The organism is Gordonia sp. PS3 (genome assembly GCF_041950545.1).
Lineage (GTDB): Bacteria > Actinomycetota > Actinomycetes > Mycobacteriales > Mycobacteriaceae > Gordonia > Gordonia sihwensis.
In genome coordinates, this window is record NZ_CP169524.1 from 3,481,582 (window position 1) to 3,494,530 (window position 12,949).

Here is a 12,949-nt window from a genome sequence, read left to right on the forward strand (position 1 = left end):
GGCTGTCGTGACGAACAGGTATCTCAGGTACGGTGATCGTCGTTTCATCATCAATCGCGAGACGGAAGCCCGCCTTCACCGCGCGCTCGACAAGGTCTACGCCGACGGGAGCGCGGGCCACGAGTGGCTCAACCTCTACCCCGACAGCGAGGCCGAGTGCCGGCTGCTGATCGCCGCGGGGGTGCCGATCACGATTGAGACGGAGCCGTATCTCGACGCTCCTGCTTAGCCGCGTCTGCTCTCTCCGCCCGCCGGCGCGCATTGCGCGGGAGGATGTACCGGGTGTCGATGAGCCAATAGGCCGCGAAGACCGCTCCGGCGAGGCCCCAGCCGAGCAGGATGTCGAAGACGTAGTGCTCGCCGCTGTAGACCAGCGCGAACGCCATGGTGAGCGCGTACCCCATGAACATCGTCTTGCCGAACCAGCGCGTTCGCGGCCAAATGAACAGCGCGAGCAGCATCGTCAGTCCCGCATGCAGGGACGGGATCGCGGCGACGAGATTCGACTTCGTCTGACCGAACCGGACCGCTCGCAGCACCATGTCCAAGCCGATCACACTCCAGCCGCGGTCGGAGATCCGCTCCACGTACGGTTCGGCGCCGGGATTCTCCGGATGCACCTCACCGAGCAGGTTGCCGGGCACCTCGACGTCGGCCCGGTACATGCACGGCGGATCGTGCGGACTGTCGGCGACCTGCGCGACGGTGCAGCGGGCCGCCGCCCACGGCGGCGCCGCCGGGACCAGCGTGTAACCGACCAGGCCGAGGAAGCTCACCGCGATGAAGCACGCGGCGAACCGGCGCCACAGCGCCCGATCGCGCACCCACAGCACCGCGGCGGTCGCGTACGGAACGATGAAGTACGACATGTAGACCGCGCTGGTGATGACCTCCCACCACGGCGGCGAGGACTCCTTCAGATGCGACTGAAGCCAGACGGTCGGGTTGGTCCCGAAGATCCAGTGGTCGACGTCCGGCGCGAGTTGCCAGTGCGTCGGCATGTCGAGCCACACCGCGATGTTCCGGGTCCAGTCGTAGAGCATCAGGATCAGGACGAAGGGCAGCCAGTCGATCAGCACGGTGCTGACGCGACGGCGCCCGATGGTGGCGGCCGCCATCCCGAACGCGAGAAAGAAGATGAGACTCGTCCGGTCTGCGGCGATGCCGTACCGCCAGAAGTAGACGGCCAGGCTCACCGCCCAGATCGTCAGCAGGATCCGGCGCAGCAACCGGAAGTCGCGCACCTTCTCCTCGACGACTTCGATGGGCGCGTCGTCCGGGGGGAGATCCGGGATCGAGTCCGCACCGGCGGGAGGATCGTCTGGGTCGGGGTCGGATCCACCCGCCGTACCCGGCGACGCCGTGTCCACGCTCACGCCCGAGCCTCCTGCCCCAGTCGAGGACGGTGCCACCGTCCATGGCGAACTCTATAGAAGTTCTCCGGGAACTGGCTGTCAGTGCACCGGATGTCTTCCTTGCGGCCACCCCGGAGGCGGTCGGCCAGACGATAGGCTGGGTTCATGCGAGTCGGAGCCCATCTTCGCCAGGACGAGAACCCCGTCGCCACCGCCGAGGAACTCGGGATCGACATCTTCCAGATGTTCGTCACCGATCCGCAGAGCTGGAAGAAGCCCGAGCCGCATCCGCACGCCGAGCAGATCCGCGAGTCGCCGATCGACGTGGTCGTGCACTCGAGCTATCAGATCAACGTGGCGAGCCTGAACAACCGCCTGCGGATGCCGTCACGCAAGGCTGTGGAGCAGCAGGCCGCGGCGGCCGCCGACCTCGGCGCGATCGGCCTCGTGGTGCACGGGGGCCATCTGAAGGACGGGGAGGACGCGGCCGACGGATTCGCCAACTGGCGCAAGCTGTTCGAACGACAGGCGGACAAGGGCGGCTTCGGGGTGCCGATCCTGATCGAGAACACCGCGGGCGGCGATCACGCGATGGCCCGGACACTGGAGTCGATCGAGCGCCTGTGGGACGCCGTCGGAGACTTCCCCGAGGCCGGGTTCTGCCTCGACACCTGCCATGCCTGGGCCGGCGGTGAAGACCTCGTCGGCCTCGTGGAACGGATCAAGTCGATCACCGGCCGGATCGATCTGATCCATCTGAACAACTCGCGTGACGAGTTCGACTCGGGCCGCGACCGGCACGCCAACCTCGAGTCCGGCCAGATCGATGCGGAGGTGCTCGCCGAGTTGATGAAGACCGCCGGTGCACCCGGTGTGCTGGAGACGCCCGCCGACGGCATTCCCGACGATCTGGCGTATCTGCGATCGCTCTGACGGGCACCGGGCGCCGTCCGCTTGCATTTGTTAGCGGGGCCACACCGCACTCATATTGTCCGTCTGAACGGCTAGCGGTACGCTGTCAATAGTTACCGGCAAGTAACATAGTCGGCACCGAGTCAGCCACCGGAGCCACGCCCCCGGGAAACGAACTTCTAGAACAGCGAGTAAGGAAAACCATGGGCCATTACAAGTCCAACCTGCGCGATCTGCACTTCAACCTCTTCGAGATGTACAAGCTCGACGAGGTCCTCGCCTCCGGCGAGTTCGGCGACCTCGACCACGACACCGCGGTCGACATGCTCCGCGAAGTCAAGCACCTCGCCGAGGGCGTCATCGCCGACTCGTTCGCGGACGCCGACCGCAATCCCCCGGTCTTCAACCCGGAGGACCACAGCGTCACCATTCCCGACAGCTTCAAGAAGTCGTACAACGCCCTGATCGAGGCCGGCTGGGACAAGGTCGGCGTCGACGAGGAACTCGGCGGCCTGCCCGCACCCCGCTCGCTGTACTGGGCGATCGGCGAGATGATCCTGGGCGCCAACCCGCCGGTGTTCATGTACGCCGCCGGTTCGGGCTTCTCGAACATCTTCTACGACAACGGCACCGACGAGCAGAAGAAGTGGGCCGCCATCTGCTCCGAGCGCGGTTGGGGCGCCACCATGGTCCTGACCGAGCCGGACGCCGGCTCGGACGTCGGCGCGGGCATCACCAAGGCCACCCTTCAGGAAGACGGCACCTGGCACATCGAGGGCGTCAAGCGCTTCATCACCTCGGCCGACCAGGACATGACCGAGAACATCTTCCACCTGGTCCTGGCCCGCCCCGAGGGCGCCGGACCGGGCACCAAGGGTCTGTCGCTGTTCTTCGTTCCGAAGTTCCACTTCGACCATGAGACCGGCGAGCTGGGCGAGCGCAACGGCGCCTTCGTCACCAACGTCGAGCACAAGATGGGCATCAAGGCCTCGGCCACCTGTGAGGTCAGCTTCGGCCTGCACGGCACCCCGGCCAAGGGCTGGCTCGTCGGCGAGGTCCACAAGGGTATCGCCCAGATGTTCGACGTCATCGAGCACGCCCGCATGATGGTCGGCACCAAGGCCATCTCGACGCTGTCGACCGGCTACCTCAACGCTCTCGATTACGCCAAGCAGCGCGTGCAGGGCGCCGATCTGACGCAGATGACCGACAAGGCCGCTCCGCGCGTCACGATCACGCACCACCCGGACGTGCGCCGCGCGCTGATGACCCAGAAGGCCTACGCCGAGGGTCTGCGCGCCGTGTACCTGTACACCGCGTCGCACCAGGACGCCGTCGCCGCGAAGATCGTCTCCGGCGCGGACGCCGAGATGGCGCACAAGGTGAACGACCTGCTCCTCCCGATCGTCAAGGGCGTCGGCTCCGAGCGTGCCTACGAGAAGCTGACCGAGTCCCTGCAGACGCTGGGCGGTTCGGGCTTCCTGCAGGACTACCCGATCGAGCAGTACATCCGGGACTCGAAGATCGACTCGCTGTACGAGGGCACCACCGCCATCCAGGCGCAGGACTTCTTCTTCCGCAAGATCATCCGCGACAAGGGCCAGGCACTGGCCCACGTCGCAGGCCAGATCCAGGACTTCATCGACAACGGCCAGGGCAACGGTGGCGAACAGTTTGCGGCCGAGCGCGCACTGCTCAAGACCGCCAACGAGGACGTCCAGGCCATGGCCGCCAAGCTCACCGGCTGGCTGATGAGCGCGCAGGAGGATCCGAAGCAGCTGTACCTGATCGGCACCGCGTCGGTCCGCTTCCTGATGGCCGTCGGCGATCTGCTGATCGGCTGGCTGCTGCTGCGTCAGGCCGTCGTCGCGCAGGCCGCGCTCGACGCCGGTGCCTCCGGTGACGACAAGGCGTTCTACGAGGGCAAGGTGGCCTCGGGTGTGTTCTTCGCGAAGAACATGCTGCCGCTGCTGACCTCCGTTCGCCAGATCGTCGAGAACAACGTCGACAACGACCTGATGGAGCTCGACGAAGCCGCGTTCTGATCGGGCGGTTCAGATCCGGTCCACTCCGACCGGCGCAAGCGCAGGGACCCCGCCGGGAGCAGCCAGTTTCCCGGCGGGGTTCTCTCGTCACCGGATCCGGTCTACGGTCGGATCGGGGGAACTTCGTCCGATTGGAGCGCGAGGCAATGAAAGCACTCGTCTATCACGGGCCCGGGAACAAGTCGTGGGACGACGTGCCCGAACCTCGGATCCAGGCGCCCACCGATGTCATCGTGAAGATCGACGCGACGACGATCTGCGGCACCGACCTGCACATTCTGAAGGGCGACGTCCCCGCTGTCACGCCGGGACGCATCCTCGGCCACGAGGGCGTCGGGACGATCACCGAGGTCGGCGCGGCGGTGACCACGCTGTCTGTCGGCGATCAGGTGATCATCTCCTGCATCAGCGCGTGCGGTAAGTGCGCCTATTGCAAGCAGGGCGTGTTCTCGCACTGCCTCGGCGACGAGGGCACCTCGGGGATCGGCTGGATCTTCGGCCACCTCATCGACGGGACGCAGGCCGAGTACGTCCGTGTGCCCTACGCGGAGACCTCCGTGTACCGGCTGCCCGACACCATGCGTCCGGAACAGGGCGTCGTCCTCTCGGACATCCTTCCGACCGGTCACGAGATCGGCGTCCGCTACGGCGCGGTGAAGCCCGGGGACGTGGTCGCGGTCATCGGTGCCGGCCCCGTCGGCCTGGCCGCGATCGCCACGGCGGGACTCTACGGCCCGAGCCGCGTCATCGCCGTCGATGTGGATGCAGGCCGCGTCGAGCAGGCCCGCAGGTTCGGCGCCACGGACGGCGTCGTATCGTCCGACGACGACTGGCGCGAGCAGATCCTCGCGATGACCGACGGCCTCGGCGTCGACGTCGCCATCGAAGCGGTCGGAGTGCCGCAGACCTGGAACATGTGCCTGGACATCGTGCGCCCGGCGGGACACGTCGCCAACGTCGGAGTGCACGGCACCGGCGTCGACCTGCCGCTGCAGGATCTCTGGATCACCAACGTGACGATGACGATGGGACTGGTGAACACCGACACCCTCGGCACCCTGCTCAAGATGGTGGCGCAGCGGAAGATCGACCCGGACGTGTTCATCAGCCACCGGTTCGCACTGCACGACATGATGGACGCCTATGACGTCTTCGAACGCGCCGCGGAGACCAAGGCGCTGAAGGTGGTGCTCACCGCGTAGCGACGATCCGCTACCGCGCGTTCGCAGCCGCGATCACCGCGGTCAGCAGTCCCGGGTAGGCGGCTTCCATCTCGGCGTCGCGCAGCACGTACTCGGCTCCCTGGCCGGCGGGTCGGCGCTCGATCACGCCCGCCTCGCGCAAGATCTTGAAGTGATGGCTCGCGGTGGCCTTCGTGACGGTGTCGTACAACCCGGCGCACGAGACGGGCGCGCCCGCGCGGCTCAACCGCCGCACCATCTCCAGACGGACCGGATCGGCCAACGCGCTCAGCACCGCGTGCAGGTCGGCGACGTCCAACCGCGCAGTCGTCCCCGTCACGGGTCCACCTCCTCGAAAACAGTTTGATGGTTGTCGAACAGTTGCGGTACTGTCGTCACTGTTCGATCTCTATCAAACATACTCGAGGACGCCATGACCAGCAGCACCGTCACCGACCGACCGGTGGAGCGGACCACGCATCCGCAGGCGTGGTCGTACCTGCTCCTGCTCGCGCTTCTCGCGCTGGCACTGGGCTGCTCCGGACTGCCGTCGCCGCTCTATCCGATCTACCAGTCGGAATGGCATATGAGCCCGCTGACGATCACCATCGTCTTCGCGGTGTACGCGATCGGCGCGCTCGGATCGGCGCTGACCGTGGGCCCGGTCTCCGACGCCGTGGGCCGCAAACCCGTGCTCATCGCCGCACTGATCTCCATCCTCGCCGGACTCGGCCTGTTCCTCATCGCCACCAATGCGTGGGAGCTGATGATCGCCCGCTTCCTGCACGGAGGCGCGATCGGTGCCATCACCGTGGTGGCGGGCGCGGCACTGCTCGACGTCCGACCGCGCGACGGCGCCCGCAACGGCATGGCCAGCGGTATCGCCCTCAACGTGGGGATCACGATCACCGTCTTCGGTGCCGCCGCCGCGGCGCAGTGGGCATCGAACCCGCTGCGCGTGCCCTTCGCGATCGTCGGCGCCGTGGTCGTGGTGATGCTCGTCGCCGTGATCGCACTCGTGGAACCGCACACCGAACGCACCGGCGGCCGCATCCGCCTGCAGCGTCCGTCGATCCCGAAGGAGATCACCTCCGACTTCTGGTTCTCCGGAATCGGCATCATGACGGCGTGGTCGGTCCTCGGCGTCTTCCTGAGCCTCTACCCCGCGCTGACCCAGCACGCCACCGGCCACACGTCGGTGATCTTCGTCGGCGTCGTCGTGGCCGTGATGGCCGCGGCCTCCGCGGCGTCCCAGTGGGTGGGCGGCCGGCTCGATCCCCGCACCGCCGCCATCACCGGCGACCTGGGGATGATCGTCGCACTGCTGTCGGCGATCTGGGCGCTGCACACCGGGTCGACGGCATTCGTGATCGTCGATTCCATCGTGCTCGGCGCGGCCTTCGGTCTGGCGTTCGGAGGGTCTCTGCGGCATCTGAACGACGTCACGCCCGCGGATGCGCGCGGCCGGGTGATGAGCGCGTACTACCTGCTCGGCTACTTGGCGATGGGCGTTCCGACCGTCATCGCCGGGGCGCTGTCGTCGTCGTACGGAACCGCCGAGGTGTTCCCGTGGTTCGCCGGTGCCGTGGCCCTGGCGTGCTTCACGGCAGCGGTGCTCGGCCTCCGGGGCGGTCGGCCGGATCGGGTGCCCGCGGCCGGTGCCTAGGGCGGAAGGACCCGTCAGCCCTCGATGCCGAGATCGACGAGCAGTTCCTCCGCGATCCGCTCCAGATCGGCACGGATGCGCGCGGGGTCGACATTCGGCGGCAGCCGGACCTCCAACTCCGCCTCGAACAGCATCCCACCGGCCATCGGGGCCTCCCGGGTGCCGGTCGTCATCTTCTCGATCGAGACCCCGCCGGCGCTCAGCGCCGCCGAGAGTTCGTGAACGATGCCGGGACGATCGTTCCCGAGCAGTCCGATCGTGAGCGCCGGCCAATCGGCGGTGCTCGGTTCGGCGCCGTCCGCCGAATGGACCGCCACCTCCAGCAGCCCGTCCAGTCCGGTGACCGCGGCGATCAGTGCGTCGGCGCGCTCGTCGGGAACCGCCACGACGACGATGCCCGCGAACTTGCCCGCGAGTTGTGCCAGCTGACTGCGCTCCCAATTGCCGCCCTGCGCGGCGACCGCATCGGCGAGTGCCGACACCAGCCCCGGACGGTCGTCCCCGATCACCGACAGCACCAGATTCCGCATGGTCGAAGCGTATCGGGGAATGCTCACGCGGGCGGTCGCACCGGCAGGTTCTCCCGGAGGAATCGGCTCAATCTCTCCACGGCCGGCGTACGGATCGTCGAGGCCCAGGCCAGCCCGATGTCGCGGCGCAGCGTCTCCGGCGCCACCGGGACCTCGGCCACGCCGGCGATCGGGCGCCCGGCCCGCGGCAGCAACGCGATGCCCAGACCTCGTTCGACGAACTCGCGGGCGGTCGCGAACTCGGTGATCTCGATCGCGACCCTCGGCGTGTATCCCGCCGCGGCGCACCACTCCTGCGTCGCGCGCCGCAGGTGATACGTCTCCGGGTTCGCGATGAAGTCTTCGCCCGACAGCTCCGCGAGCGCCACCGAGGAACGCCGCGCACTCCAGTGATTCTCGGGTACCGCCACGACGATCTCCTGTGAGCCGACCATCGCGTGCTCCACCTCGTGCGCGAGCGGAATGGTGATCGCGAGATCGAGCTCCCCGGACCGCAGATCGGCCACCAACTGTGCGCCGTGAGCCTGTTTGAGCTCCAGGCGGATCCCCGGATTGCGGTGGTGGAAGGCCGCCAGAAGTTCGGGCACCTCGCCGGAACCCATCGTCAGCGGAAAGCCGAAACGAACCGATCCGGTGCTCCCGTCTCCTGCGTCGACCGCGCGCTCCACAGCGTGTTCGAGCGCGGCGAGCGGTGCGCGGATATCGGCGACCAACGACAGCGCGGCCGGAGTCAACCGCACCTTGCGTCCGTCTTTGATCAACAACGGAACGCCCATCTGCGCTTCGAGCGCGTGCAGGCGCCTGCTCATCGAACTCTGCGAGACGCCGAGCGCAGCCGCCGCGGCGGTCATCGAACCGCCGTGGGATTCGAGTGCGGTCAGCGCGCGCAGTCGAGGGGACAGCTCCCCGGTCCATTCATGCACAATCGGATCATATTCCAGCCGAATGACATTAGACGGATCATTAGCGGCGGACGAGCATCGAATACGTCACCTCGACGCGAAGGAGAGCCCGATGAGAATCCGTAACGCAGCCGTCGACCTTCCCGACGCCGACGTCGTCCTGGTGGGCGCGGGCATCATGTCCGCCACCCTGGCCTCGATGCTCGGTCACCTGGAACCCGAGTGGTCGGTGGTGGTGTTGGAAGCCGCCGATCGCGCCGCAACCGAGAGCAGCGATCCGTGGAACAACGCGGGCACCGGTCACTCGGGCTTCTGCGAACTCAACTACATGCCCGACCCGGAGGACTCCGCGAAGGCCGAATCGATCGCGGCGCAGTTCCTCCTGACCCGCGAATGGTGGGCACATCTGGCAGCGGCCGGCGGGCTCGACCCCGCGTCGTTCATCCACACCACCGGGCACCTGAGCGTCGTCTTCGACGGGGACACCGACTACCTGCGGCGCCGTCACGCCACACTGCGCCGGTCGCCGCTCTTCGACCGCCTCGAATTCACCGACGATCCCGCGACCGTCGGCGCATGGGCCCCACTGGTGACCGACGGTCGCGCGCCCGGACCGATCGCCGCCACGCGGCATCCGGACGGGACGGACGTCGACTTCGGGGCGCTGTCGACGGGTCTGCTCGAGACCTCCGGTGCCGAGGTCCTGTTCGGCCATCGGGTGCGCCGGATCGCCCGCGACGCTCACGGCCGGTCCACCGTCACCGGCCGCGGTCGGGCGGGCCGCTTCCGCATCCGCGCTCGGCATGTCTTCGTCGGCGCGGGCGGACAGGCCCTGCGGCAGTTGCAGAAAGCGAAGCTCGACGAGGTGAGCCGCTACGGGGTGCTGCCGGTCGGAGCGGCCTTCCTCCGGTGCGACGCGCCGGAGGTGGTCGCACGGCACGACGGCAAGGTCTACGGGCAGGCCCCGATCGGCGCCCCGCCGATGTCTGTGCCGCATCTGGATCGCCGGACCGTTCGCGGCCGCGACCATCTGATGTTCGGCCCGTACGCCACGTTCAGCACCCGGCTGCTCAAGGGTGGGCACCTGTGGGACTTCTTCGCCACACTGCATCCGCGGAATCTGTGGACCGTGATGTCGGCCGCGGCGACGAACCTGGATCTCGTCCGGTACCTCGTCTCCGAACTGCTCGCGGGGCGCGCGAAACGCTTCGCACAGCTCCAGCGGTACCTCCCCGAGGCCCGCGACGCGGACTGGACCCTGGTGCACGCCGGCCAGCGCGCGCAGCTCGTCACGCCCGGCCCGGGAGTCGCCGGAGTGCTGCAGCAGGGCACCGAGTTGATCGTGAGCGCCGACCGGCAGGTCTCCGGACTGCTCGGCGCATCGCCGGGTGCATCGACGGCCGTGCCGATCATGATCGATCTGCTCCGACGCGCCTTCCCCGCCGAATGGTCGCAGCGGTGGGCAGAGGACCTGCACGCGGCAGTGCCCGATCTGCGCGTCGAGGAGTGGACCCACGACGACGTGCGCCGCGCGACGGCCGAGACCGCCCGCGCACTGCGGCTGCGACCGCCGGCCGAGCACCGCTGAAAGACGAGCGACGGCCCCGCATTCGTGCGGGGCCGTCGCAGGCGTCGATCCGGTGCGGAGACTCTACTTCGGTGGCATCCGGATGCCGCCGTCCACGCGGACCACCTCGGCGTTCATGTACGAGTTCGTGATGAGCTCCTCGACCATCGACGCGAGCTCGTCCGGCACGCCCAGTCGCTTCGGGAACAGCACGCTCTCGCCGAGCTTGGCCTTGAACGCCTCCGACTCCGGACCCGAGCCGTAGATCGGGGTGTCGATCAGGCCGGGGGCGATGCAGTTCACGCGGATGCCCGCCGCCGACAGGTCGCGGGCGACCGGCAGCGTCATGCCGACCACGCCGCCCTTCGACGACGAGTACGCGGCCTGGCCGATCTGGCCGTCGAAGGCCGCGACGGATGCGAGGTTGACGATGGCGCCGCGCTCTCCGTTCGCATTCGGCTCGTTGCGGCTCATCGCGGTGGCGGCGAGGCGGACCGTGTCGAAGGTACCGATCAGGTTGATCGCGATGACCTTCTTGTAGAGGTCCAGGTTGTGCGCCGAGGCGAACTCGCCGTCGCGGCCGATGGTGCGCTGGGCCCAGCCGATACCGGCCGAGTTGACCACGGCCTTCAGCGGTCCGAGCTCGACAGCCTTGTTGACCGCCGCCTCGATCTGTGCGGTGTCGGTGACGTCGACAGCGACGAAGACGCCGTCGATCTCCTTGGCCAGGGCCTCGCCGTCCTCGGCTTTCAGGTCGGCGATGACCACCTTGGCGCCCCGCGCGGCGAGCCGGCGAGCCGTCGCGGCGCCGATGCCCGAGGCACCTCCGGTCACGATTGCACTTGCTCCATTGATATCCATGTCGGGGAGCATATCTGCCGGTGACCGGCAGCACAGCGCCGGGGCTGAAACACGTTTCAGTCCGCGGCTTCCGCAGGGCCGATCAGCGGCAGCGGACCACCGGTTCCGGGTCGTATTTGACGGTCCGGGTGTGCCGGTAGGTCTCCTGGCCGGTCTTGAGACTGCGGATGATCCTGGTGTTGGACGCGGTGAAGCCGGGCTGACCGCTGCTGGGCACACAGCTCTGCCCCGCCGGGACCTCCACGGTCGTCGGTGAGGTCGGATCGGTGCGGTCGCCCGTCACCGATTGGACCTCGACCGTCTTGGTGCTCCACATCCGGACGGTGATGCTCGACGGCGTCCACGACGTGTCGATGACGATTCCGTACGGCGTGTTGTTCTTGAACTGCAGATCGATGGCGCCCTCGAACACAGTGGCCTCGCGCGCCTCGGGATAGCGCGAGATGTAGTAGCTGTGCTCGGTGTGGGCGACGTCCTCCAGCCCGGCGAAGTACGAGGCGTTGTACAGCGTCGTGGCGAACTGCGAGATGCCGCCGCCGACCGCCTCGGACGGACGGCCGTGATCGATGATCCCCGACTCGACGTAGCCCTGGGCCGTCCCCCGCGGTCCGGTGTAACCGTTGAGCGAGAAGGTCTGGCCGGGCAGCACCAGCGCGCCGTCCACCTCTTCGGCGACGAGCCGGATGTTCTCCCCTGACGGTCCGCTGAACCCGCCGGTGGTGAACTCGGACACGACTTCCTTCACCCCCAGCTTCTTCGCCCGCTTCGTGTCGACCTTGGGTCGGGTGATCTTGTAGGCCACCCGACCCGACCGGGAGTCGGCGGAGACAGCCAGCTTCTCGATCTCGGCGGCTGTCCGGGTCCAGTCGACCGCGGCGCCGTCGGACGACGGCACCACTACGGGCGCGCCGCCGGTCAGCCGGAAACTCGCATCGACCGGGGTCGACTCGGTCTTGGCTGCGCGGTCGCCGAGGACTTCCCGCGCCTTCTTGGGATCCACGTGCGGGGTCAGACCGCCGCGGCCGTCGGGCACGAACGACACGAGCGCGCCCGCCTCCCGCGGTGAGACGATCACTCGCGCTCCGCGTCCGGCGAGCGGGACCGCCGACGCCGTCACGTTCTGGGCCGGCCCGTCGAGTGTGGCCTGAACCGTCTCAGCCGAGACGGTCGGCGAGAAGGGCTCCATCTCGAGGTCGATCGGGTGACCGCTGAGCCAGTTGTCGGCGATGGCCTGCTTCGCGGCCTCGCGCTTGATACGCAGTCCCTTGGACGGGAAGTCGCCGACCGGTTGCAGACCGTCGAAATGGACACCGCCCTCGACGGCCGCCTTCTCGAGCGACTCCCGATGCTCGTCGAGCGCCGCGTTGAAGTCGGCGTCGTCGAGCGAGACGACCGGGGCCACATCGCGGGAGAGGCCGATCATGCCGAGGAATCGATCCCAGGGATTGCGCGGCTGGTCCATGAGGCGCGCGAGCGTTGCTTCGACGTCGAAGTCGGCACCGAGCGCGGCCGGATCGATCTGCGCCGAGCCGGAGTCGGTGCGCACCGAGACCGGGCTGTGTGCGGCCACCGTCAGTCCGGTGAGCTTCGCGCGCGCCTGATCTTCGGTGAGGTCGCCCAGATCGAACTCGGCGATGTGTGCGCCGCGGGCCGTGTGGCCGTGGGTGAGGATCGCGTCGATCCCGAAGATCGCGCCGACGAGCAGCAGCGCACCGATGAGCGCGCGGGCGACCCACCGGCGGTGATCGGAGCGATCGTCGGAAGAGGTCACAACTGTCGAATCCTAGCCGGGAACAAGAGCTCCGGCTGAACCGCCGGGTCGGGGGTCTGGCGGTTCAGCCGGAGCTATCCGGTTTATAGGTGGCGGGTGCGGGGGCGTTACACATCCGCGGAAAAAACTTCGGAGTTCTCATCGATGATCGCAGGCCCC

12 protein-coding genes are annotated in these 12,949 nt (G+C 68.0%); 6 read left to right on the plus strand and 6 right to left on the minus strand.

The features are described from left to right. Positions 1-7: 7 nt before the first annotated feature. Positions 8-229, plus strand: a complete 222-nt coding sequence (locus ACE11G_RS16185; protein ID WP_006897028.1) for a hypothetical protein — start codon at positions 8-10, stop codon at positions 227-229. Here the strand turns inward: ACE11G_RS16185 and ACE11G_RS16190 are convergent. Then, a complete protein-coding gene (locus ACE11G_RS16190; RefSeq protein WP_375003077.1) occupies positions 189-1,376 on the minus strand; it encodes a phosphatase PAP2 family protein in 1,188 nt (395 codons plus the stop codon). The genes ACE11G_RS16185 and ACE11G_RS16190 overlap by 41 nt on opposite strands. Before the next feature lie 144 nt (positions 1,377-1,520). Between ACE11G_RS16190 and ACE11G_RS16195 the strand changes: the two genes are divergently transcribed. The 3 genes from ACE11G_RS16195 to ACE11G_RS16205 all read left to right on the plus strand — a co-directional run bounded on the left by ACE11G_RS16195 (position 1,521) and on the right by ACE11G_RS16205 (position 5,514). After that, positions 1,521-2,288 (plus strand): deoxyribonuclease IV, encoded by a 768-nt coding sequence (locus ACE11G_RS16195; protein WP_006897030.1) that lies wholly within the window; start codon positions 1,521-1,523, stop codon positions 2,286-2,288. Positions 2,289-2,470: 182 nt separating this feature from the next. Further along, complete coding sequence (locus ACE11G_RS16200; RefSeq protein WP_006897031.1) at positions 2,471-4,312, plus strand: acyl-CoA dehydrogenase; 1,842 nt, start codon at positions 2,471-2,473, stop codon at positions 4,310-4,312. Between the two features lie 146 nt (positions 4,313-4,458). After that, positions 4,459-5,514: a zinc-dependent alcohol dehydrogenase family protein gene (locus ACE11G_RS16205; protein WP_006897032.1), complete on the plus strand. Its 1,056-nt coding sequence runs from the start codon at positions 4,459-4,461 to the stop codon at positions 5,512-5,514. 10 nt (positions 5,515-5,524) lie between these two features. Here ACE11G_RS16205 and ACE11G_RS16210 read toward each other — a convergent pair whose 3' ends face one another. Next, positions 5,525-5,833, minus strand: a complete 309-nt coding sequence (locus tag ACE11G_RS16210; RefSeq protein ID WP_006897033.1) for a helix-turn-helix transcriptional regulator — start codon at positions 5,831-5,833, stop codon at positions 5,525-5,527. A gap of 93 nt (positions 5,834-5,926) precedes the next feature. Between ACE11G_RS16210 and ACE11G_RS16215 the strand changes: the two genes are divergently transcribed. Next, positions 5,927-7,159, plus strand: coding sequence for an MFS transporter (locus ACE11G_RS16215; protein ID WP_045537222.1), 1,233 nt, complete (start codon positions 5,927-5,929; stop codon positions 7,157-7,159). A 14-nt stretch (positions 7,160-7,173) separates the two neighbouring features. Here ACE11G_RS16215 and ACE11G_RS16220 read toward each other — a convergent pair whose 3' ends face one another. Then, the gene (locus ACE11G_RS16220) at positions 7,174-7,689 is read right to left on the minus strand and encodes a glycine cleavage system protein R (RefSeq protein WP_006897035.1); all 516 of its coding nucleotides are present in this window, start codon (positions 7,687-7,689) and stop codon (positions 7,174-7,176) included. A gap of 23 nt (positions 7,690-7,712) precedes the next feature. After that, entirely contained in the window at positions 7,713-8,612 is a 900-nt protein-coding gene (locus ACE11G_RS16225; RefSeq protein WP_045537220.1) for a LysR family transcriptional regulator, read from the minus strand. A gap of 91 nt (positions 8,613-8,703) precedes the next feature. Here ACE11G_RS16225 and ACE11G_RS16230 point away from each other — a divergent pair, with 91 nt between their 5' ends. After that, a complete protein-coding gene (locus ACE11G_RS16230; RefSeq protein WP_222110870.1) occupies positions 8,704-10,179 on the plus strand; it encodes a malate:quinone oxidoreductase in 1,476 nt (491 codons plus the stop codon). Between the two features lie 63 nt (positions 10,180-10,242). On the opposite strand, the gene ACE11G_RS16235 is transcribed toward ACE11G_RS16230, so the two are convergent. Together ACE11G_RS16235 and ACE11G_RS16240 are read right to left on the minus strand one after the other, a co-directional pair. Beyond that, positions 10,243-11,019: an SDR family NAD(P)-dependent oxidoreductase gene (locus ACE11G_RS16235; RefSeq protein ID WP_039867696.1), complete on the minus strand. Its 777-nt coding sequence runs from the start codon at positions 11,017-11,019 to the stop codon at positions 10,243-10,245. An 82-nt stretch (positions 11,020-11,101) separates the two neighbouring features. Continuing rightward, complete coding sequence (locus tag ACE11G_RS16240; RefSeq protein ID WP_375003083.1) at positions 11,102-12,790, minus strand: VanW family protein; 1,689 nt, start codon at positions 12,788-12,790, stop codon at positions 11,102-11,104. Positions 12,791-12,949 lie beyond the last annotated feature (159 nt).